At 36.4% G+C, this 23,748-nt stretch carries 16 protein-coding genes, 3 pseudogenes and 3 other annotated features; of the genes and pseudogenes, 5 read left to right on the plus strand and 14 right to left on the minus strand.

Annotated features, from left to right (window positions below; all coding sequences use genetic code 11):
* Nucleotides 1-5: 5 nt before the first annotated feature.
* From aroC to CQ058_RS03810, 3 genes are all read right to left on the minus strand, one after another.
* Nucleotides 6-1,178 (minus strand): chorismate synthase, encoded by a 1,173-nt coding sequence (gene aroC, locus CQ058_RS03795; protein WP_002013434.1) that lies wholly within the window; start codon nucleotides 1,176-1,178, stop codon nucleotides 6-8.
* Between the two features lie 53 nt (nucleotides 1,179-1,231).
* Nucleotides 1,232-1,451 (minus strand) — a binding site (T-box leader).
* 9 nt (nucleotides 1,452-1,460) lie between these two features.
* A complete protein-coding gene (locus CQ058_RS03805) occupies nucleotides 1,461-2,537 on the minus strand; it encodes a bifunctional 3-deoxy-7-phosphoheptulonate synthase/chorismate mutase (protein WP_002189979.1) in 1,077 nt (358 codons plus the stop codon).
* Nucleotides 2,538-2,731: 194 nt separating this feature from the next.
* Nucleotides 2,732-2,966: a binding site (T-box leader), on the minus strand.
* 54 nt (nucleotides 2,967-3,020) lie between these two features.
* Nucleotides 3,021-3,257 (minus strand) — a binding site (T-box leader).
* A gap of 108 nt (nucleotides 3,258-3,365) precedes the next feature.
* Nucleotides 3,366-6,878, minus strand: coding sequence for a DUF4020 domain-containing protein (locus tag CQ058_RS03810; protein ID WP_002189980.1), 3,513 nt, complete (start codon nucleotides 6,876-6,878; stop codon nucleotides 3,366-3,368).
* A gap of 150 nt (nucleotides 6,879-7,028) precedes the next feature.
* Between CQ058_RS03810 and CQ058_RS03815 the strand changes: the two genes are divergently transcribed.
* Nucleotides 7,029-7,466, plus strand: coding sequence for a YndM family protein (locus CQ058_RS03815; protein ID WP_105589475.1), 438 nt, complete (start codon nucleotides 7,029-7,031; stop codon nucleotides 7,464-7,466).
* 181 nt (nucleotides 7,467-7,647) lie between these two features.
* Here the strand turns inward: CQ058_RS03815 and CQ058_RS03825 are convergent, their stop codons facing one another.
* Both CQ058_RS03825 and CQ058_RS03830 read right to left on the minus strand, forming a co-directional pair.
* A complete protein-coding gene (locus CQ058_RS03825; protein WP_002013428.1) occupies nucleotides 7,648-8,172 on the minus strand; it encodes a cysteine hydrolase family protein in 525 nt (174 codons plus the stop codon).
* Nucleotides 8,173-8,214: 42 nt separating this feature from the next.
* Nucleotides 8,215-8,755 (minus strand): annotated as a pseudogene (locus CQ058_RS03830) (GNAT family N-acetyltransferase).
* 220 nt (nucleotides 8,756-8,975) lie between these two features.
* On the opposite strand from CQ058_RS03830, the gene CQ058_RS03835 reads away from it, so the two are divergent.
* On the plus strand, nucleotides 8,976-9,476 hold the full coding sequence (locus CQ058_RS03835) for a kinase (protein WP_002142252.1): 501 nt from the start codon (nucleotides 8,976-8,978) through the stop codon (nucleotides 9,474-9,476).
* Nucleotides 9,477-9,505: 29 nt separating this feature from the next.
* Here the strand turns inward: CQ058_RS03835 and CQ058_RS03840 are convergent.
* The 3 genes and pseudogenes from CQ058_RS03840 to CQ058_RS03850 all read right to left on the minus strand — a co-directional run.
* Nucleotides 9,506-9,805: pseudogene (locus CQ058_RS03840) on the minus strand (hypothetical protein); the annotation flags it as partial.
* A gap of 56 nt (nucleotides 9,806-9,861) precedes the next feature.
* Complete coding sequence (gene entB, locus CQ058_RS03845) at nucleotides 9,862-11,310, minus strand: cell wall-binding protein EntB (RefSeq protein WP_258169446.1); 1,449 nt, start codon at nucleotides 11,308-11,310, stop codon at nucleotides 9,862-9,864.
* Nucleotides 11,311-11,526: 216 nt separating this feature from the next.
* Complete coding sequence (locus CQ058_RS03850) at nucleotides 11,527-12,018, minus strand: nitroreductase (protein ID WP_105589476.1); 492 nt, start codon at nucleotides 12,016-12,018, stop codon at nucleotides 11,527-11,529.
* Nucleotides 12,019-12,279: 261 nt separating this feature from the next.
* On the opposite strand from CQ058_RS03850, the gene CQ058_RS03855 reads away from it, so the two are divergent.
* On the plus strand, nucleotides 12,280-12,660 hold the full coding sequence (locus CQ058_RS03855; RefSeq protein ID WP_002127880.1) for a VOC family protein: 381 nt from the start codon (nucleotides 12,280-12,282) through the stop codon (nucleotides 12,658-12,660).
* Between the two features lie 52 nt (nucleotides 12,661-12,712).
* A complete protein-coding gene (locus CQ058_RS03860; RefSeq protein WP_002189989.1) occupies nucleotides 12,713-13,198 on the plus strand; it encodes a GNAT family N-acetyltransferase in 486 nt (161 codons plus the stop codon).
* Nucleotides 13,199-13,298: 100 nt separating this feature from the next.
* On the opposite strand, the gene CQ058_RS03865 is transcribed toward CQ058_RS03860, so the two are convergent.
* From CQ058_RS03865 to CQ058_RS03890, 6 genes and pseudogenes are all read right to left on the minus strand, one after another.
* Nucleotides 13,299-13,844: an NADPH-dependent FMN reductase gene (locus tag CQ058_RS03865; protein WP_002189990.1), complete on the minus strand. Its 546-nt coding sequence runs from the start codon at nucleotides 13,842-13,844 to the stop codon at nucleotides 13,299-13,301.
* A gap of 554 nt (nucleotides 13,845-14,398) precedes the next feature.
* Nucleotides 14,399-15,835 (minus strand): GntP family permease, encoded by a 1,437-nt coding sequence (locus CQ058_RS03870; RefSeq protein WP_002032821.1) that lies wholly within the window; start codon nucleotides 15,833-15,835, stop codon nucleotides 14,399-14,401.
* 111 nt (nucleotides 15,836-15,946) lie between these two features.
* Nucleotides 15,947-16,738 carry an enoyl-CoA hydratase gene (locus CQ058_RS03875; protein WP_002032823.1) on the minus strand — a complete coding sequence of 264 codons (792 nt, stop codon included), beginning with the start codon at nucleotides 16,736-16,738 and terminating at the stop codon, nucleotides 15,947-15,949.
* A gap of 65 nt (nucleotides 16,739-16,803) precedes the next feature.
* Nucleotides 16,804-18,408, minus strand: a complete 1,605-nt coding sequence (locus CQ058_RS03880) for an ATP-dependent acyl-CoA ligase (RefSeq protein ID WP_105589478.1) — start codon at nucleotides 18,406-18,408, stop codon at nucleotides 16,804-16,806.
* A 256-nt stretch (nucleotides 18,409-18,664) separates the two neighbouring features.
* The gene (locus CQ058_RS03885) at nucleotides 18,665-20,404 is read right to left on the minus strand and encodes a sigma-54-dependent Fis family transcriptional regulator (RefSeq protein ID WP_002032827.1); all 1,740 of its coding nucleotides are present in this window, start codon (nucleotides 20,402-20,404) and stop codon (nucleotides 18,665-18,667) included.
* A 363-nt stretch (nucleotides 20,405-20,767) separates the two neighbouring features.
* A pseudogene (locus tag CQ058_RS03890) lies at nucleotides 20,768-21,814 on the minus strand (DUF2332 domain-containing protein).
* Nucleotides 21,815-22,234: 420 nt separating this feature from the next.
* On the opposite strand from CQ058_RS03890, the gene CQ058_RS03895 reads away from it, so the two are divergent.
* Nucleotides 22,235-23,737 carry a malate:quinone oxidoreductase gene (locus tag CQ058_RS03895; RefSeq protein WP_002142270.1) on the plus strand — a complete coding sequence of 501 codons (1,503 nt, stop codon included), beginning with the start codon at nucleotides 22,235-22,237 and terminating at the stop codon, nucleotides 23,735-23,737.
* The last annotated feature ends 11 nt before the right edge of the window (nucleotides 23,738-23,748 follow it).

Consider the following 23,748-nt stretch of genomic DNA (forward strand, 5'->3'; position numbering starts at 1 on the left):
TTTCATTAAAATTCTTTTGCGTATTTGTTATGTTGCGAAATATTTTGTTTTAGTAATTCCATGCGATCTTTTCCGAATTGCTCGACTAGTGCACCGGCAAGTTCCCATGCAACGACAGCTTCAGCTACAACACCTGCTGCTGGTACTGCACAGCTATCAGATCTTTCAATACTCGCTTGGAACGCTTCTTTCGTATCAATATCTACGCTTGCTAACGGTTTATATAATGTAGGAATTGGCTTCATTACGCCTCTTACGACAATTGGCATACCTGTTGTCATACCGCCTTCTAAACCGCCGGCATTATTCGTATTTCTCGTGTATCCTTTTTCTTCATCCCATAAAATTTCATCGTGCACTTTACTTCCTGGCTGTCTTGCCGCTTCAAAACCAATTCCGATCTCAGCACCTTTAAATGCATTCACGCTCATAATAGCACCGGCAAGTTTTGCATCTAATTTGCGGTCGTAATGAACGTAGCTACCAACTCCAATTGGCATTCCTTCTGCAATGACTTCGACAATACCGCCTATAGAATCTCCGCTACTTTTCGCATCATCAATCGCATTCATCATCTCTTGTTCTACTTCTTTATCTAAACATCGAACTGGTGAGTTTTCAGTTATCGTTTGAATTTCTTCAATTGGTAAGTTTGAAATACGCTTCGCTTGTACCCCACCAATTTCAAGAACATGCCCTGCAATTTCCACGCCTAATTCTTTCAAAATTTGTTTCGCAACTGCACCAGCAGCTACACGAACTGTCGTTTCTCTTGCAGATGAGCGCTCTAATACGTTTCTTATATCACGATGGCCATATTTAATTGCTCCGTTTAAATCCGCATGTCCTGGACGTGGTTTTGTAATTGTACGTTTCATTTCTTTACTTTCTTGCTCCGAAATTGGTTCAGCACCCATTACTTTCGTCCAATGTTTGAAATCATCATTTTTTACGATTAACGTAATTGGTGAACCAAGTGTCATTCCGTGACGTACACCACTTGCAATTTCAACTGTATCTGTTTCAATTTGCATGCGTCTTCCGCGCCCATGCCCTTTTTGTCTTCTTAATAATTCTTTATTAATATGTTCCGCTGTTAATGTTAAACCTGCTGGTACACCTTCTAAAATAACTGTTAACTGCGGCCCATGTGATTCTCCAGCTGTAATATATCTCATTTCTCTTGCCCCTTTACTATTTTTTTGTACAAAAAAGTCCCTACTGAGCGCTCAGTAGGGACGATGTTTATCGCGGTACCACCCTAGTTGTAGACTTCTTTCGTCTACCTCTCTTCTTCTTTAACGATCGTTTGACCGTCTTTCTCTCCAAAAGTTGGCGGGAAAGATGCTCCAAGGCTGTAATTCATGCTTACCTTTGTACTGATTCACACCGGCCATCAGCTCTCTTTAACAGTGAGATAAGCACTACTGTTTCCTCTTCAGCGCATTTATGATATGGAATTAAGATAATTTATTTTTGAAACCTTTTAACTCATCCATGAATCTATGGAATTCTGGAATATCCATTTGTTGCGCAGAATCTGATAACGCAACTGCTGGGTCTGGATGTACTTCCGCCATTACTGCATCTGCTCCAATTGCAAGTGCCGCTTTCGCTGTTGGTAATAATAAATCTCTACGTCCTGTTGAATGTGTGACGTCGACGATAACTGGTAAATGTGTTTCTTTCTTTAAAATCGGTACTGCTGAAATATCTAATGTGTTACGTGTCGCTCTCTCGTATGTGCGAATACCGCGCTCACAAAGAATAATTTGGTCATTACCTTGTGCAATAATGTATTCCGCTGCATTAATGAACTCATCAATTGTTGCTGCTAACCCACGTTTTAGTAATACGGGCTTGTTAACTTTACCTACAGCTCGTAGTAAATCAAAGTTTTGCATGTTACGTGCACCAACTTGAATTACATCAACGTAGTCTAGCGCCATTTCCACATCGTTCGGATTTAAAATTTCACTAATAATCGCTAAGTCGAACTCATCTGCTACTTGGCGTAAAATTTGTAAACCTTCTACTCCTAAACCTTGGAAATCGTATGGAGATGTTCTCGGTTTGAAAGCACCACCGCGCATTAATTTTAAGCCTTGGTCTTTCATAGCTTGCCCTACTTGGCGAACTTGCTCTAAACTTTCTACCGCACAAGGTCCCATAATGAACGTTTGTGTTCCGTTTCCAATCAATTCACCTTTAACATTAACAATTGTATTTTCTTTTTTCTTTTTACGTGAAACTAGTAATGCTTTACGGTTATCATCTTCTTGCAATTCTAAGCTAGCTTTGAAAATCGTTTTGAAAATATGTTGAATCGTTGACGTTTCGAATGGTCCTTCGTTATGCTCTGCAAGCATATCAAGTACTTCACGCTCACGTACTGGATCAAAGCGTTTCGTACCTTGTACTTGTTTTTGCTCTCCAATTTTTTGAACGATTTCACCGCGTTTGTTTAATAGGTGTAATAGTTGTAAGTTAATTTCATCTACCTGTTTACGTAATTGATCTAATTCGTGATTTGCCATTTGGAAATCCTCCTCTAATGTTTTAAAAGTATAGTAAGAGAATAAAAAATTCTCTATTTTCTGAACTGGTTAATTATACAAATTTAAAGTGAAATCGATACCTCTTCTTATTTTAAACTAATAATTACCATAAAGACACTAACTACTAGTTAATAAGCCACTTTTTTGTACAAAAAAGCCCTACTGATTCAATCAGTAGGGACGATATTTATCGCGGTACCACCCTAGTTGTAGACTTCTTTCGTCTACCTCTCTTCATTGTTAACGATCAATGTGACCGTCTTTCCCTTCATAAAGATACATATCTTTACTACGAAAAAGATGCTCCAGGACTGTAATTCGCTCTTGTTTTTGTACTGGTTCACACCAACCACCAGCTCTCTGTTACAGGGAAACAACAACTACTGCTTTTCCTTTCAATGCATGTTTATTATATTTTCAAGTTGGACCGTCAAAATACAAAAAGTCCCTACTGAATAAATCAGTAGGGACGATATTTATCGCGGTACCACCCTAGTTGTAGACTAACTTTCCGTCTACCTCTCTTCACTGTTAACGATCAATTGACCGCTTTTTCTTCATAAAGAAAATACTATCTTTACTATGAAAAAGATGCTCCAAGACTGTAATTCATGATTATCCCTGTACTGGTTCACACCAACCACCAGCTCTCTGTTACAGTAAGACTAACCACTACTGTGATCTCTTCATTGCACTTTGTTTATTCAAATGTTTTTGAAATTGAATAAGTATGATTCGTATTATAGAACGCTTTTCAAAACACTGTCAATAACTTTTTATATATTTTTTAAAAATTCCACTTCCGCCCTATGATTCCTCTTGTAAATTCTCCGTTACGATTCCGATGCGAATTATTTCATTTTCTATTAAATTTAATACATGTCTTTCTACTTCATACCTGGTTAATAGTTCTTTTATTTGTATAATCTCACTTTCAAATAAATCGGCTTCTTGACACGTCTGAAGTAAAGTAAAAAACACATTTGCATACAATTCTTTATACGCTTTCATACGCTCTTTCTTTTCAAGTATCTCTATAAACAACTGTTTCATTTCTTCTTGATTAGATTGTCCTTCCACACCTTGAAATTTACTCGAAATAATATTTAATCCTTTTTCTAAAACCTCATCCATGCATAAAACAATACGTAAAAGCATCATATATTCTCTCGTTGTTATTACGCCCATTTTCGGACGTTCTCTTAAAAACACACTAAGCCACGCTGTCCAAAATTTTTGTTGTTCCTTACCACTTAACGTTTTTACGTAGTAGCATAAATACTGCATAAATTTAATTTTATTCTCTTCGTTTTCTTGCATCAAAAGTGGATATAACCAATCTGTTTTTTGCTCCCAATATAATACGCATTTAATAAATACAAAGCTAAGCCATTTTAAAAATGCTTCTCTCGTATATGGATGTAGTGCATCTAAATGTTCTACTGCATACTTAATATATCGTCTTATTTCTGTAAACAAAGGTAGATTAATTTGCGTATAACATAATCCCGCCCACGCATATTTCGTAAGCTCACTTTCTTTCTTTAAATCTAAGTAAGGTAATACATTTTTCCGACACCATTGCTTCTCAATATGGTATAAAAACGTAATATCTGCTGTTAAACGCGCAAACATGAAATTCGTTCTTTCCGAAGTAACCCTTACCTGCTCCTCAAATAAAAATAAATATTCATACACGTTGCGATCGTATAAATGATCATATGCTAGCAGTTTTAGTAATACAGCAGTCATCTTCCCAACAGGATGCTGAATAGATTCATTGTAAAACTCTTGTTTTCCAATCTTAAAATCCGATTCCCCTCTCATAACTTGTGGAAGTACAGAAAAAGCAAAGCGTTTTACAATCCTTATACTATTTTCATCTAGCTCTTCTAATCGATTACTAATTTCATATAGAAAACTACTAATTAACCAATGAAAAGCAGTATTTCTAATAAATTTCTGCAATAACGGAATGATTTTTTGAATTTGTTCATTCGCCAAATTCCGGTTATTTCGCCACTCTCTAATACATACAAACCATACTTCATTACTAATTTCGTGCACGCCTACTAGTTGATAAGCAAACGAAATACTCCACTCTACATTCAATTTACACGCTTTTGATAACATCTCTAAAAAATGGCGTTGCTCAAAAACACCGTCTCTTGAAAATTGCCGAACTTGCTCCATTATTTCATCGTCTTTCAGCTGCAGTAATCCATCAGCTGTTACATTGCATGTAATACGTTGTTCATTTGCCTCTTTCTTTGGAACACTGTATAGATCTGAAGAAAAATGGGGGTGTTTCTGTTTCATTAGCTCGTATCCTTCCGCCGTACACTTACTATTCGAATCACACGTGAATAGTAAGTCTAATACAAGACAAGCATCAAACGCCCTCTCTTCTGCAAGATACTCTAATACATGTTGAATTACTTCTTCTTTCGTTTCCTCTAAAGCATCTGCGTAATAATTCTTTAAAAGTTGAAACACTTCATGTTTACATGTGAAATCTAACAGAACATCCACATGTAACAACCACTTCAGTTTGTCATCCGCTGTAACGAATACATTATTAATCATTGCTTCAATTGCAATTCGCTTTTGAAGTACACTATCAGTTTCTATCATTTCTGTAATATAATGATTTGCTTTTTTCTCATTGTTTTCACATAAATATGTAAGACACTCTTTTACAATTTGAATTAAAAATGTAAAATCATTTTGCTGTAACTCCTGCTCTGAAATTTCTCTATCTCTTCTTTTCAGTGCATTTTGTCTTAATGACAATAGTTGTATCTTTTCTAACCCCGTAACCATAATCGGATTTGCGTAGTAAGCGATATGTGGTCTCATTTTCTCTTTCCAAATTCGCTCCACATGAGAAAAAATAGGCATCGGTATACGACTCGATTCCTCGAGTTCAATCGACTCTTGCGTATCATTTCCCCATCTTCTTACACGCTTCAATTTAAGTTTCCCGTCTAAAATAAACGTTAATAGCAACAAGCCAATTTCTTTATGCTCAGGGAAAGAACATTTTTGCAATAAATATGTGATCATTTCAATAGAGCTACTATCTTTCTCTGCTGTTTCTAATAAAAGCAATGTCCATCTTGCAAACAACAAAGGGTCCATCGTTTCTTTCGTTTCGTTTAAGTAAGTACAAATTGTTCGCCACCATAACGGGGATATTTTAGAATGATTTTTAAAAATCAATTGAAATAGTTCTTTTTGATGACTAAATAGAAATTGCTCCACCAACCATTCCGCAAGCAATTCATCTACTTCATCATAATTTGCTGTAAGCAGAAATAAATTTCTTAGTTTCCCTTCTGCTTCAAGCCATTCCACCCATTCATAATCACGAGCAAATTCAACGAAGTACCGAACGGTTTCAATTTTTTTTATTGACTGTTTTATATAGGATAATTGCTCCTGCTCTACTGATGGAGGAACGGTTACAATATCACGAATACGCATTCTTTTCGTAATATAATTATCCCCCATTAATTCCGCCCACCGCTTCACCGCTTTCACAAGCGCCTGATGATTATTTGCTTTATTCGGATACACAATCGGTCTTATCCCTAAATGCTCCCAATGATATGTATTATCACCTTGTGCGACGAAAGCATAACGCCTTGTACTCGGTGGTAAGCCTGTTGCTAAATATTTCATTACAGGATCATTATGACTATACCCAACGAATAAAACAGTGTAATTTGAGAATAAATCAACTAAAAATCGTCTCGCCCATCCTTCTGTTAAGTAAGCCCTTCCAAAATCACCATCCGTTAAAATTAAAGCTTCTTTCTCTTGTTCTACATTCCCATGTATGTAAGCCAACCCTTTAAACGCTCTCCCTGTCGGTAAAGCAGGTGCATAATAAATATTCAGCTCTCTATTCATTTCTGTAATTACAGACGTAAAATGTTGATCAAAGTTTGTCGTTACAATTCGAACATCCGTATCTAACGGAAACAGCTTTGGAATCGCATAGTGTAATGGATTTGGTTTTGATTTTTCTATATTAACGAGGTCTCTTGCAACTTGATGCACATCTTTCGTTTTCGCAATTTTACCGAGATAATAATCGTGGGGTTCTGTCATCTCACGCCTTTCGACATATAAAGCTTTCGAAATTTCATCAACTAAATCATCGAAATTCGGTAAGTTTGATTTCCCCTTCATAGAAACTCCTGCTCCAACGAATAATACTAACTTACCTTGTTCAAGGTGATCGATTAACTCATCTGGAATTTCTACTTCTGAAGTTATCCACATCCCGGATTCCCCCTTACCTAAAAATGTCATACGCTCTCATTTCACTATAACATTTTTTAATTGTTTTTTTAATATTTAGATAAAATTTCAGTATGATAAAGTTTTATATAAATTAAACCGTTCCAATGTATGAACTCCTGAATTTATTGTAAAACTATGTATAAATGGGAGGTGTAAATATTGAGTGATATTACTGTAATACTTATCAAATTTATATCATGCATCATCGCTTTTAGTATCGGACTAGCTCTATTTTTCCCAGCAACGCTCGTCCAAATCATTTCTTTTAGTCTCTTCGTCACAATCGTTTCTTATATGTTTGTTGATAAAATTATTTTAAATCGAATTGGCAATTCCGCTGCCATTATGACAGATTTCTTACTTACGTATTTAAGCGTTTGGATTTTTGGTAATATTTTATTAGACAACTACATGCAAATTGCATGGGGCAGTATCCTTTCTGCCATCGTCTTTACATTATCAGAAGTAATCGTCCATCGCTTTTCTAATTCCCACACAAGGCACAGCAATGATAACATTCGAATTAATCGCCAGTTTGCATATGGTACCGAGTTTGCTGAAGAACAGAATGTGTTGGATAAAGATAAGAAGAAATAACGTTTTGGTGAAGGAGTACCCTTGTTGATAATGTGGTACTCCTTTTTGTTTTTTTGTGATATCAATACGGTGAATGAAATTATATCAACGATTCGACAAGAAATATCGATTTATCGACAACGTTTGATAGCCTATCTTCAAATAAAAAAGCTGCCCCGTTAAGAGACAGCAACTTCTGTAATTACGCTTTTACTTTTAAATCTTTTAACGTAATAACATCTGCAAATGATCCAAATACAACATTATGATGTTTTACAATATCTTCAGCGCGTAATACATCTGTGTCAAATGTGCTATGTGCATCACTTACTAATGTTACTTTATACCCTTCACTAAACGCTCTTCGCGTTGTCGTATCAACACAGTACTCTGTTTGCATTCCTGAAATAATAACATGCTCAATCCCTTTTCCTTGTAACACTTCGTTTAAGTTTGTCTTATGGAATGAGTCTGGAGTCGTCTTTTCAACGACAAGCTCCCCTTCTCGCGGTGCAATCGCCGCATGTACTTTCCAACCATCTGTCCCTTTTTCTAATGGATGATCCTTAGGTCCATTATGTTGGACATAAATAACCGGAATACTATTTGAACGACATTCCCCAATGAGCTCTTGCAACGTTTCTAAAAACTTTTCCCCATTATGTACTGGGATTCCTGCTGTATACATACCCGCTTGCACATCAATAACTAGTAATGCCTTTTTCATTTCACACAGCTCCCTTTATTTTTATAAGCCCCTGCATATTTATTATAATTGTTTATATTCTACCATCCAACAATCTTCTAATTTCCCCTCATGCAGTTCATGTTTCTTTAATATCTTCACCTTTTTAAATCCGCACTTTTCCATAACAGCTTATCGCACGTTCATTATTTACTTTAGGATCCATCGCTATCGCTTTTGCTCCTAAGTTCTCCATTATGTATGCAATTGCTGCTTGAACAAGTTTTGTTCCAATTCCTTTTCCCCAAAAGATCGGTTCACCGATGAATTGGTCCATGCCCCATACATTTTGTGATTCTTCATATCCATATAAAGCTTTCCATTCAGTATCAACAGGATACATTTGAATGTAACCGATCGGCATTTCATCGAATTCTACTAAGCATCTTTTTTCATTACTGTTTGGATTATGTATAAAATGAGCAAGTACCTTTTCTACAGATTGCGGATTATCTCGTCCTTCGTAATACTGCAGGACTTCTGGGTCTGTTAGCCATTTTGAAATGATAGGTGCATCGTTTTTTATTACGTATCTAACTAATAATTGTCCCTTTTGGAATAACATAGGTCACCTCCTTATTAGTTACTCTTATAATAACCTTTCTATATGCGGATAGTAAATTTTTCAAACAGCTTTACTTGCATAATCCCACAATAAGAAATTATTCTGTTCAACTTATACTAAGTATCATAAACTATTATTTAACTAACTAAAAGAATGTTTCCCATAATGAAGTTCTTTTGTAACAGGACCTAAAAAACTAAAACAATTTGGAGATGAGACTTTGAAATCAACATTAATTATTCTTCGAGGAAACTCCGCAAGCGGCAAAACAACAATCGCAAAAGAACTGCAAGAGCATTTCGGGCAAGGAACACTACTAGTCTCTCAAGATGTCGTACGTAGAGATATGTTAAAAGTGCACGACACAATGGGTAACTTATCTCATGATTTACTATTTGAAATTACGAAGTACGGAAAAGGAAAATGTGAATTTGTTATTTTAGAAGGTATTCTAAACAGCGGTAGATATGGAGATATGTTAAAAGAATTAATACATTATTTTGACGACGCACATACATATTACTTCGATTTATCACTAGAGGAAACCATTAGACGACATAATACAAGAGAAAAACGACATGAGTTTGGTGAAGATTTATTAAGTAAATGGTATAACCCTCACGATACAATTGAAGTTGATAAAGAAACTATTTTTACAGATGATTTCATACAAAAAGACATCTTTCATGCGATTCTTAATGATGTGACACATCAAAAATAAGACTGACTTTTTATGTCAGTCTTATTCTTTTATGTTCCTTGAATTTCAGTTTTCATAACGGAACAATCTTTACATACATAATAATATATATTCATTTCCCAAAACTGGAAATCAACTACTGAAATAAGTTCCCGTTCTTCAAGATCTTGTGTAATTGTAGCAACATATTTCATCTCTTTCGAACAAGTTGGACATCCTAAATCTTCTGGAACATCACCATATAAAGGCGCTCCTAACAATCTACATATATATTCCGAACCGAATAAGTCAAAAGCTTCCCAGTAACTATCTTCATCAGTAGGTATATCTTCATTTTTCATATTCGTTAAAAATAAAAGCCAGTCTCAATAAAGAGAACTGACTTCTATTTGGATAACTATAATTATTATAAAACTTTTACTTTAACAGTTTGTCTTCCCCAGTTCATAGCTTTACTTTTTGAACCCATTAAAACATCAATACGATTTCCTTTAATAGCACTACCAGTATCACCAGCAATAGCTTCTCCATAGCCTTCTACCCATACTTTAGATCCTAATGGAATTACCTTCGGATCTACTGCGATAATTCTCATATTAGGATTTGCCGTTAAATCATGACCCATCGCAGTTAAAACGCGTCCACCATATGTACCATTTTCACTTGGATCAGCAGTATATGCTGTCGCTACTACCGTTAATTCACGTTTAGCAGACTGTGTGTTATTTTTAGATACTTCTTGTGTCTTTGTTGCTTCTTTTGCTTTCGCTTCTTCTTTCGCTTTTTCTATTTCTCGTGCTTGCGCTTCTTCCTTAGCCTTTGCTATTTCCTGCGCTTTTGCTTCTTCTTTTGCTTTTTCTATTTCTCGTGCTTTTGCTTCTTCCTTAGCTTTTGCTATTTCTTGCGCTTTCGCTTCTTCTTTTACTTTTTCTATTTCTTGTACTTTTGCTTCTTCCTTGGTCTTTGCTATTTCTTCTGCTTTCATTTCTTCCTTAACTTTTACTCTCTCTGTTACTTTCGCTTCTTCTTTAGGCTTTACTATTTCTTCTGCTTTCGTTTCTTCCTTAACTTTTACTCTCTCTGTTACTTTCGCTTCTTCTTTAGGCTTTACTATTTCTTCTGCTTTCGTTTCTTCCTTAACTTTTACTCTCTCTGTTACTTTCGCTTCTTCTTTAGGCTTTACTATTTCTTCTGCTTTCGTTTCTTCCTTAACTTTTACTCTCTCTGTTACTTTCGCTTCTTCTTTAGGCTTTACTATTTCTTCTGCTTTCGTTTCTTTCTGCTCTTTTGTTGTTTCTTTCGCTTTTGCTATTTCTTGTACTTTTGCTTCTTTCTGCGTTTTTACTTCTTCCTTTGCTTTAACTGCTTTTTGTACTTTCGCTACTCGCTTCGTTTTCTCTTCAGCTTTCTTTTCCATTGGTGCTGTACTTGATAGGAAAGAAACATTTGCATAAGCTGTTTTTCCTTTATACTCAAATTGCAGCCATCCGTCTTTTACTTGATGAGTTGATTCAATTACATCATCTTGTTTCAGTCTGCCAAGAATTTCTGATTCTGTGTTTGCTTCAGAACGTACATTTAATAGGTTTGCTGTTACATGATAAATATCTTTTGTATACTCCGAACTTACAAACAATTCTTTACCATTTAAATCAATTTTTGAGCATCCCTCTTCAGTATGTATGACCTTTAACTTTTGTCCTTCTTTTACTTTTTCGACAACTTTTGATTCCGTAGTTGGCTTTTCACGTACGTTGAGTACATCCGCTGTTACGATAGTTTCTGCGATAGCAGATGTGGTAAAAGCCCCCAATCCAAGAACTGTTGCTGTTGCTGCGCCAATTATTTTTTTCATAATAGCCTCCATTGCGTTTTTTTGAGTTCTATCAAATGCTTCCATAAAATTAGGGAATTCCACAGAGTATCAAAACATTTGTAACAGTATATTAATACCACTTAATATATTGTTTTTAAAACTTTCCACTCCAATATTATCAAATTTTCATTTCTAATTCTATACATTATAAATCTACTTATCTTCTATAAACTCTTCATGACCTTCTGCTTCACACTAGATAGTTGTCGCAATTCCTGCCAAAAATAAACTTACAATTGCTAAAAATGGCGTTCCAGCTATTGCACCTCTTAAGTGAAACTTATAGTCTTTATATCCTTTCATTCCCTCAGTACTAGGAATAACAACACACCTCGGAGTAATCCAGCAAAATATAAGCCAATCGATTATTAATAAATCTACTAAATTGAAAATCATTACAATCCCAAAAGTATGTAAATAGGCTTCAATATACAATAATTTCCCATGGTGATGTAGTATATATGTAGAAACTAAAGGCGTTCCGAAGAGAATAATATTGTAAATAATTCCGAAATAAAATGTTTGTTTTTTTTCATTTATCGATTTTGGCAAAACTACTTTTTGAATATCTTTCGGATAATCATTTAACCAAAGGCGAGGATTATAATATATAGACCCTAATATCATAATAGATAGTATAAAAGACATGGAAATACCGACAATCACCATTTGTTCAAATTGCCCCACAAATGTCCCTCCTTATTTGAAATTTTGACGTACGTAATTCACTTAATTAGACATTGTATGCATGTTATGACTTAAAAATTATCTAATACCATTAATAAAAATTTTTCATTACAATCCGCTTTTTCCTAACGTCCATTCTTATTTCTTGCACTATGCATGCAAATTTAATAAAGTGAACATCTAATTAGTGTTGTTGAATTTCGCTAATTATTACAGAGTACATATTTTTTAATTTACATAAAGAATGGGTTGGTGAAACGAATGAAAATCGAACATATAGCAATTTGGGTAAATGATTTAGAATTAATGCGTACTTTCTATACAAAGTACTTTAACGGTAAAGCAAACTCTTTATATCATAATGAAGCGAAACACTTTGAATCTTATTTTATTACGTTCGAATCTGGAGCGCGCCTTGAAATTATGCGTAAGAAAGGCATAGAAAACGAGCCTAACCTAAATATAACTGGCTATGCACATATGGCTTTCTCTGTTGGTAGTGAAGAACGTGTAAATGAACTAACAAAAACGTTAAAAGAAGCTGGTTCTCCTTTATTAAATGGACCACGTTTCACTGGAGATGGCTATTACGAAAGTGTAATTAGTGATCCGGAAGGCAATCAAATTGAAATTACGATTTAACAATCGTTTATCTTTTCTGAAGAACAATTAAAAATTCGTTTGGAGGAATCCGATGCATAAACTACATTTCAAAAAATTTGAAGCAACAGATTTTAATCCATATTTCCAGCTCGTATCAAATGAAAGAGTGATGGCACAAATTACAGAGCGTGCTATTCCGCTAGAAGAGGCACAAAACGACTATGAAAAATTGTTAAGGCGCAATGAAAAGCATAAACTGTTTGGGTCTTATAAAGTTTATGACAGTGCAACAAATGAATTTATCGGCCTTGGACATGTAACAGTGAATGAAGATAATGTAAAAGAAGCTGAAATTGGGTATATGATTTTGCCAGAGCACTGGGGAAAAAGATATGGTAGTGCAATTGCAAAGGAATTAATAAATATAGCGAAGCAGACAGATGTAAGCGTACTAAAAGCAATTATCGATCCGAGCAATACCCCCTCTCGGAAGATTTTACTAAACGTTGGTTTTACATCTGAAAAAGTTTGCGAGATTGATGGATTGCCTGGGGAGATTTTGAGTACATATATTTAACTATATAAAAAAGCAATGCTACATTTGAACTAACCGTAGCATTGCCTTTATCTTTTTTTATTATAAAAGTCCCATTTTCACCTTAATACGAACTAAATCACTATTTCTTTATCTCGTCTACTACACTTTGAACTAAAGAGATAAGAGCTTTCTTTGTATCCTCATCTGTTACTTTTGCATCATCACTAAATTTAGTTCGCACAGATGGGATTAATAACGAGCCATTTTGAACGACAATTGTATCTAGCATACCTAGTGTAAGTAATAAAGATTCATGGGCTTTATCCCCTCCCGCAATTGATGGTGAAGCTGTTATAATAGCCACTGGCTTTTTATAAAGTTCCGCTGATGAAACAAGCCATTCTAAAGCATTCTTCAAAACTCCTGGAATACTTTTTGCATACTCTGGTGTACAAATAATAAGTGCATGTGCTTCACTTAATGTCTTTCGAAATTCTTCAACAACAACCGGTGCTCCAACTCGATCTACATCCGGATTAAAATGAGGTAGTTCCTCTATCCCATTATAAATAGTGTAATCTATACCTTCTGGAATAAATGCTGCTAAAGTTTTTAATATGTTTGTGTTGGATGATCCTTCCCTAATACTTCCTGAAATCGCTATGATTTTTTTGTGTATACTCATATGATCCCCTCCTACAAACATCATACTTATGCAGTCAGAGAAAAATCAAAAATATTGAACTATTTAACAAGCTGTACATTCATCAATTTTGTTTACATAATAATATTATGGTTTATTTTTAACCTTTTATAAAATAGGTAAGGAAACTCCATATTTGTTATCCTATTTGAGAACGGACAAATCATGTTTGTAAATGGTTTTCACGACTATTATGAATGTTGGCCAGCTGGGGTCCAATGTGAGGATTTGCTTGTAGTTGCTGCACCTGTTATCAAAGGTGAAAAGTGGGTTATGACGCAATGGATGAGTAGAAGAGCATTGTTGTAACAAGTAAATTTACCGACTTTATCATTTTAACCGAGAAGCCCTCCTCCTCTAGACCAAGTGAAGGTTGGGATAGTTCAATTCCAATCTACAATTGAAGTTTTTTGTGAAATTCATTAAAAACATACAAACAGCCATCGTTTCATGGAATGATGGCTGTTTCTGTTTACCATTATACATAATCTTAACTTGGTGGCTGCGTTATTTATAACAGCCGATCAACCTTCCTACTATACAATAGAAAACATCATGTACACTCCAACAACGAAGAAAACGGCTAATGTCTTAATTATCGTAATACCAAAAATCTCTTTATAAGCTTCTCGGTGTGTTAATCCTGTAACTGCAAGTAAAGTTATAACTGCTCCGTTATGAGGGAGAGTATCCATACCTCCCGCTGCCATTGCAATTACACGATGCAGCACATCTAACGGAATATCAAAGTTCGCTGCCGCTTCAATATATTTATCTGCCATTAAACCTAATGTAATACTCATTCCACCCGAACCTGATCCCGTCAGACCGCACAAAATATTCGTCATGACCGCTCCGCTAATTAAAGGGTTTGAAAATGTACCTGTCAAAGAATTTTGAATCATGACAAATCCGGGTAAAGCTGCTATAACGGCACCAAATCCATACTCGGCTGCAGTGTTCATGGCAGCTAAGATTGAACCACTTACGCCCAGGCTTGTAATAGATTGAAACTGTTCTTTTACCGCTTGGAAGTTTAATAATATAGCAGCAAGTATTCCGATAAGAAGTGCCATTTCCACTGACCAAATACCTACGACTTGTCCCATATCAATCGTTCCGTACTCCTTCAAACCTATAGATGCAAAATCAAATCCCTTTGTATACCAAACCGGGATGAATTCTGTAAAGACTTTATTCATCACTCCGACCAGTACAAGCGGAAGAAAAGCTACCCAATAACTAGCTGGAATAACATCGCTGGAAACAATAGGCGCTTGCACCAATTGTGCGCTAGTTGTGGCAGCCAGTTCAGAAGTGGCACCGCCTTTTCCGAAGTACCCCTCTCCCTTAGCAGCAGCCTTCTTCCTACACCTTTCCAAATACAGCATGCCACATATAAAGATAAACAGTGCTCCGATAATCCCTAATGTAGGAGCTGCATAAATATCTGTTTTAAAGAACGTAGTTGGAATAACATTTTGGATTTGAGGTGATCCAGGAAGTGAATCCATCGAAAACGTGAATGCACTGAATGCAATTGTCGCTGGAATGAGACGTTTCGGAATATCCGCCTCGCGAAATAATTGCGCCGCAAACGGATAAATCGCAAATACTGCGACAAATAAACTGACACCACTGTATGTAAGAATCGCTCCCATTAACACGATGGAAAGAATAGCTCTTTTCACGCCTATAAAATGGATGATAATTTTCGCGATTTTTTCTGCTATTCCAGTGATTTCTACCACTTTACCGAATATCGCTCCAAGCAAAAATACAGGAAAATATAATTTTATGAATCCGACCATCTTCGCCATAAAAACATTAGAAAAGAATGGTAAAACATTCGCCGGTTCCGTTAAAAATACAGCCAACAAAGCACATAACGGAGCGAATAAAATGACTGAGAATCCTCGGTAAGCTACAAATATAAGTAAGCCAAGCGATAGCAATACAATCAATAAATCCATAACCGCATTCCCCCTCAATAAAATAGATTCTCTTAAATTTACTTTACACCCTTTTATATTTATATATATTATTGCAACACCTGCCAGAGGCAGGCATTACTTTTTGTTATTTTATTTATGATGAAAAAGCGGTACCCTCTTTTCTATAAAAGCCTCCACTCCCTCTCTTACATCACTCGTTTGAAATACATGGCCGAAATTCTCAGCTTCTATTTTTAGCCCGTCCTCAAGAGAAGAAGATAATCCCTTATTGATAGATTGCTTCATCAAAGATAAAGCAGGAAGGGAAAATTGAGCCATCTTCGCGGCTAGTTCCTTCGCCTTATTCAGCGCTTCGCCACGCGGAACAACATGATTCACCAAACCAACTCGCCAAGCTACCTCGGCAGTGAACGGTTCACCAGTGAACATCATTTCTTTCGCACTTGCAGTTCCTATTAATCGAGGCAAACGTTGCGTGCCTCCCGCACCTGGAAACAATCCTAACTTCACCTCTGGAAGTCCGATTTGGGCATGTTCTTCTATAATCCGTAAATCACATGATAAGGCTAATTCACACCCGCCCCCAAGCGCTAATCCGTTAATAGCAGCGATTACAGGCTTCGACAATCTTTCTATTTTATTTAATGGATTCTGAAGCCACAATGATTTTCCCTCTGCATATTCATTCCCTTTCCCAATCCATTCCGGAAATGACTTGATGTCTCCTCCTGCAACGAAGGCCTTTTCTCCAGCGCCAGTTAGAAGTACAGCAATTACTTCATCATCCCGTTCGATTTCATCGACCACCACCGTCAGTTGCTCAACCACAGCACAGCTCAGTACATTCACAGGAGGATTATCAATGATAATCGTCGCGATTCCTTTTTCTTTCGCCCATGTAACAACCCGCTTATTTTCCAATGAAATCCCTTCTTTCCAATATGTAATGAGATAAAAAGCAAACTGTTTTACTACCCTTCAACACATCAACTCGTTCTTTTAATTACATAGCCGACCTGTTCGCGATCCCAAGCAGTACTGATTCCTTCCTCCTTCAGCTTGAACTTCTGAATCCGTTCCGTCGCGGTTTTTGGGAAAGTTTCACTGAACTGAACATATCGCGGCACCATGAAGTAAGCCATACGTTCTTGACACCAATCTATAATCTCTTCATGGGACATCGTTTCTCCTTTCTTTACAATCACATATAATTTGACATCCTCTTCTCCCACTTCCGATGGAACACCGATGGCCGCTGATTCAAGTACTTTCGGGTGATTATTCACGACTTTTTCGATTTCCCAAGAGGAGATGTTTTCTCCACGCCTCCGGATACACTGTTTGATTCGATCGCAAAAATATAAGTAACCTTCCTCATCTAGATAACCGCGATCTCCTGTATGGAACCATCCCTCATTCATCGCCTCCTCTGTTTTATCCCGCATTTTATAGTAGCCTTCCATGAATGCTTGTCCCTGTAAGGAACGTATAAAAATCTCTCCAATTTCACCAGTCCGCGCTTCATTTCCATCCTCATTGACAATCTTCGTCTCTACGTAAGAATAAGGCTTTCCAATAGAAGGCGGCTTATTGGCATTCAATGGATTCGTTACACAAAAACCCGTCGTTTCCGTTAATCCGTAACCTTCTACAATCTGGACGCCAAACCTCTCCTCAAACGGCTTCCAAAATTCCTTAGGCGTAGCAGCACAAGCCGTCACCCTTACAAAATTTTCATTATCGTTTTCCTTTTCTGGTTGCTTGCAGAGAATAGGAATCATAGATCCTAAAGAATTAAAAATGGTTGCGCCATGACCGCGAATTTCATCCCAAAATCCAGAAGCACTAAACCGCTTGCCAAGAGCAATTGTCGCATTGGAAGAAATAGCACCGAGTACTGTATGGGCCTGGGCGTTAATATGGAATAACGGCAGCGCTGTAAATAAAATATCTTTCGAACTTGCGCCAACCATATAGGTGGCAAATGACTGCGCAGAATTTACATAGGCAGAATGACTTAACATGACCCCTTTAGGTAATCCAGTCGTTCCAGAGGTATAAAGAATACTGTTAATAGAAGAGGAGGAAACAAATTCAGTTGGAAGGTGATGATTATTTGTATTCAGTACATCTTTCAATTCGATTACCAGCGGTTCTTTACCATCGTTCAAAATAATTGCGCTTTCATCATTTCCGTAAACGACAATTTGAATGTCCCTTTGTATAAATGGCAAACAAGAAGCAATTTGAGGAACAAATTCCTTATCAACGATAATCAGCTTGCAATCAGAGTGAGATAAAATATACTGCAAACCTTCCCCTTTTAAATGCACATTCAGAGGCACCGCAATTGCTCCCATAAAAGATAAAGCAAACCATACATCCAGATATTCAGGAGCGTTATGAAGCATAATACAAACCTTATCCCCTTTTTGAATACCGAGCTCACAAAATCCCGCTGCAGCTTTTGTAATTCGATGATAGAGCTCCTCATACGTAACTCTTTGTCCTTCAAATTGTAAATAGACCTTACTTGGTGTTTTTTCAATACTTTGCATAATAAAATGTGGCAAACTGTGATTTTCCAGCATTGAATTCCATCCCTTCTTGCTATAATCTTTTTTATTTATATAGCAAGAAACATGCCAAAAATCGACTCATTCTCTATTCCCTTATTCCTTCAGGGACATACCCCAAGTCTCCCTTACATGTCCACCTTCACATGTCGCATTTGCGCTACAAATGATTACGATCATGTCGCATCTATAAGAAAGTGTCGCAAAAAAGAGACAGTATGTATTACTGCAAACCAAACAAAAAAAGGGCCTGTTTGCCCTTTGCTTCCTTTCACGAAATTCCATATTTTTCTATTTTACGATATAAGCTAGCCCGATGAATCCCTAAAAGCTTGGCTGCCTCTTTTATATTTCCAGCTGTCTTTTCCAAAGCCCTTGTAATCGCCCGTTTTTCAGCCGATTCCACTTCCTCCTGCAGTGAATAACTCATCTCATTCTTCTCTTGATCCACCGCAAATATTTCATGATATAACTCTTCTTCCAAATCTTTTTTCCGCAAATATACAGGAAGATGATGCACTTGAATAATCATTCCTTCTATAACATTCATCGCTCGTTCTAACACATTCTCTAGCTCCCTAATATTGCCTGGCCAATCATGCTCCATGAATATATTCCTTACTCTCTCATCCAATGAAAGAACGCTACTACCCAGCTCCCCATTCAATTTCCGAATTAAAAATTCCATTATATGTATCATATCTTCCTTTCTCTCTCGTAACGGAGGAATATCGATCGCAAACACATTCAACCTATAATATAAATCCTCCCTAAATTCCCCTCTTTGCACCATTTCACGAAGATTTCGATGTGTCGCCGCAATGAAACGGACATCAATCTTTTGAATTTTCGTACCACCAATTCTTTCAATCTCTTTCTCTTGCAACACACGCAGCAACTTCACCTGCATGTCCAAAGACATATCACCGATCTCATCTAAAAACAACGTTCCCTTATGGGCCAACTCAATCTTCCCAGGCTTACCACCTTTTTTCGCTCCTGTAAAAGCCCCCTCTTCGTATCCAAATAATTCAGCCTCCAAAAGATCCCTCGGAATCGCAGCACAATTCAAACGAATAAATGAACCCCTAGCACGCGGACTTGCACGATGTACCGCATGCGCAAAGAGCTCCTTCCCTGTACCGCTCTCTCCTCTTATCAAAACGGTAGACCGACTTTTAGAAACCTTCAAGGCCATCGTTTTAACTTCTTTCATTTTCGCACTCTCTCCTATAATACTTTGAAAGGACAACCTACCTTCTTGCAACCGCTGTAATTCAGTTTGATAGTAAGATAACTTTGATTCCATTGCACTAATCTGATCCCCCAAAGCTTTAAACTGCTGTATATCATGAAACATAATTTTACCAATCGCACCAATAACCTCACCGTCCTTAACAATAGGTATACGAGTTGCGATAATATTCCGATTACTTATACGCTGGATATGCCCAATTTCCACCTGTCCCGTCTTCACGATAATATGCATCCTCGTATTCTCAACAACCTCCGTACAATGCTTACCTATCGCTTCCTTTGGATCATCAATCCCTAAAAATTGTGCATAAGAACCACTTAAAAAATTGACAATCCCTTGTTCATTTACCCCTAGAATACACTCCGACAGTAAATTCAAGGCATTTTCATACCGACTGATGATACTTTCCAAGGACTGTATACTTTTTTCCTTGTTTTCCAAAATGGCAATTGATCCATCTTCTTTCCCGCTCTGATATACACGGGATTCATTTATAATCAATACTTGGTTGCCCACCTTACACTCGTACTTGTACAAACTATCATTTTGATTCACTACTAGCTTTTTACGATCAGGAATAATCGTTGATATATGCTTACCTATTATTTCATTTTCTTTTTTATGTAACATGCTGCAGAATGGTTGGTTGCTGAATGTGATGATTCCATCATGACTTATGACAGCAATTCCGTTATTCATTACCTGAAGAGCCTGGCCTGTTAACTGCAAATTCATTCTTTCATCCATATGCATTTGGAAGCCCCCCCTATCAAATTGTGCTCTTTCTCGCATGTATTATATATTCATTTTAAACATTTACTTTCCTTCGGCTCTTCCGTTTGAAGTAATAATTTCTTGAACCAGTAATATAGCTGATTAACCGGTAGGTTCTTTTTTGACACCTGTCAGGTTTTAATAATCCAATTTCTTTAAATCCTTGGATGTAAGAAGATGAATCTCATGGGCTATTTACAACTTGTAGGTGAGGAATATTTGACGCTTACCTTAGATACCTAATGAGTTTTATGAAAAGTAAAAAACAGTTGATGGAGTGTCTTCCATCAGCTATTTTAATTACGAATTTTGGTGATGAAACCCATAATTATTAGATTTACTTTAGCATAGCTTCTTATCCCCCAATCCCCAACTAAACCATCTCCCATGCCCTTCCGTTTCCCCAACAGTTTCACAATATTCGTTTCCGTTAATATAATAATCAATATGAAGGTCCCGGTCCCACATATTGTTATATAGGTGGAATACATCACGTTTTGCACCGATTTCTTTAATTTGTTTTTCTAGCGCATGTTTTACTTGCTTAGGTATTTGATTTGCGACGTGTGTATGGAAAATGCAGATAACAGCATCTTCACTTATTTGTTCAATAATAGATGGCAACAGCTCTACACCGTCTCCTTCTATTAATCAGACGGATTCATTTTTAACTAAAGATGCTGCTTGATCGAACAGTTCAAGTCTTTCTTTATGTTCTGGCCAAATTAGTGCACGTAGCCATAAATAATCTTCCTCATTATGTAAATCATTCACATGTAAATCAAGCCCGATTCTTTCTACGACAGGTGGACTTTGTTTTAGAAAACGGGGCACATTCTCCCCTCTTATTTCAGAGGTTAAATGTACATTCGAATTTATATTTCCATATGTTTCATCTGTTCCGTACGAATAGCTATATTGGTCCCAGAACAGTTGTAATCCAGAACTTGTACCAATTTCAATTACCACTAACGGTTTATTCACTTTGTTAAATATGTAGCAGAAACTTGGGTATAAGTATGCACATCGTCTTACTTCATTCGTTTGAACGAGTTTCGTTTGTAATAAAGTAATGATTTCTTCTCGGTACTCATTACAGAAATCTTTAAATTGTTCAAAAGCTTTATCTAAATTTGTTTTAGCATTTTCAACTAAGCTACTATAATACGTTTTTAAATGATGGTCTTTCCCTTTTAGCAATAAATAATGTACTGCACCTAATAATAAGTTTGGGATTGGTTGTCCTACTTGAGCGTAGGAAGATAGTGTAAGCACTTCCTCATCTTCAGAAATCTTCATTGATAAGTATTCGTATAAATCACTTGATCCTTTACATTCCTTGATTGAAAAATTTCGAAATAAGTTTGCGACTTGTTCTTTTGTAAGCATTGGTATCCCTCCTTGATTATTTTCAGAATAATCTTATCATTTATTTGTTATTTACTCTATTTTTTCAAATTAGATGTTACAAAAATAGAATTTTACTAGTTTTCAAAGATAAAACATAAAAATAGAAGCTTTTTTGAGATAACATCAAAATGGAATTCTTCTCCAAATTCCGCTTTACTACTATGCTTTTTACCCTTATGACAGAAGAATTCTATGAAATAAAACGTTAAATAGTTTAAAATTATCAGATAACACTAGATATTTTAGTCTATTAATTATTATAATAGACTATGAGATGGTTATATAATTGAGACAAAAAAGGTAAGTACCTAGGTGGGGCCTAGGCGGTGTTTTCTTTTTACGGCTTAGATATAAAAACACCTACTCTTTTTTGCCAATATAGGGGATGGAGAGATTATCATGAGCAACATGCAGCAAAAAACAGACGTTATCTTAATTGGCGCAGGAATTATGAGCGCAACGTTAGGATCATTACTTAAAGAATTGGCACCTGAATGGGAAATTAAAGTATTTGAAAAACTCGCTAATGCCGGAGAAGAAAGTTCTAACGAATGGAATAATGCTGGTACAGGACATTCTGCGCTATGTGAGCTTAACTATACATCCGAAAAATCTGACGGGTCTATAGATATTGGTAAAGCTGTAAAAGTAAATGAGCAATTTCAACTTTCAAGACAATTTTGGGCTTATCTTGTAAAAAGAAACTTAATTCGTAATCCACAAGATTTTATTATGCCACTACCTCATATGAGTTTGGTGCAAGGGGAAAAAAATGTAGAGTTTCTAAAAAAACGTTTTGAAGCGCTTTCAAAAAACGCTCTATTCCAAGGAATGGAATTTTCTGATGCACCTGACACATTAAAAAAATGGCTTCCACTCATTATGGAAGGTCGTAATTCTAATGAAGCTATGGCTGCAACGAAAATTGACTCTGGAACAGATGTTAACTTCGGTGCGTTAACGCGCATGTTATTTGATTACTTAAAAACTAAAAATGTTGAGCTAAACTACAAACATAGTGTTGAAAATATTAAACGCACGAAGAATGGTTTGTGGGAAGTAAAAGTACATGACATGAATAGTGGCAAAATCGAACATCATACTGCAAAATTCGTCTTTATCGGCGGCGGTGGCGGTAGTCTACCTCTACTTCAAAAGACTGGTATTCCTGAGTCAAAACATATTGGAGGATTCCCAGTAAGTGGACTATTTATGGTATGTAAAAACCAAAAAATTGTAGAGCAGCATCATGCAAAAGTATACGGAAAAGCTAAAGTTGGTGCTCCACCAATGTCTGTACCTCACCTTGATACGAGATATATAGACAATAAAAAAGCTTTACTGTTTGGACCATTTGCAGGCTTCTCACCTAAATTCTTAAAAACTGGCTCAAACCTTGATTTAATTGGTTCTGTAAAACCGAATAACGTCTTAACGATGTTAGCCGCCGGTGTAAAAGAAATGGGATTAACAAAATACTTAATCCAACAAGTTATGTTATCACACGAAAAGCGTATGGAAGAATTACGTGAGTTTATTCCGAACGCTAAAAGTGAAGATTGGGATACTGTCGTTGCTGGACAACGTGTGCAGGTAATTAAAGATACTGATGCAGGTGGTAAAGGAACACTTCAATTTGGTACAGAAGTTGTTAGTGCAAATGACGGATCAATCGCTGCGTTACTTGGCGCTTCTCCAGGTGCTTCTACTGCTGTTCACGTTATGCTTGAAGTATTAGAAAAATGCTTCCCAGAACGTATACTAGAATGGGAGCCAAAGATAAAAGAAATGGTCCCTTCTTACGGCGTGTCACTTACGGAAAATCCAAGACTGTTCCAAGAGCTTCACGCTTCAACAGGACGCACACTTGGGTTAAATGAAAAAGAAGCTGTTCACAATTAATGAATAGATTA

The sequence above is a fragment of the Bacillus sp. MYb56 genome, from assembly GCF_002976445.1.
GTDB classification, from domain to species: domain Bacteria; phylum Bacillota; class Bacilli; order Bacillales; family Bacillaceae_G; genus Bacillus_A; species Bacillus_A mycoides.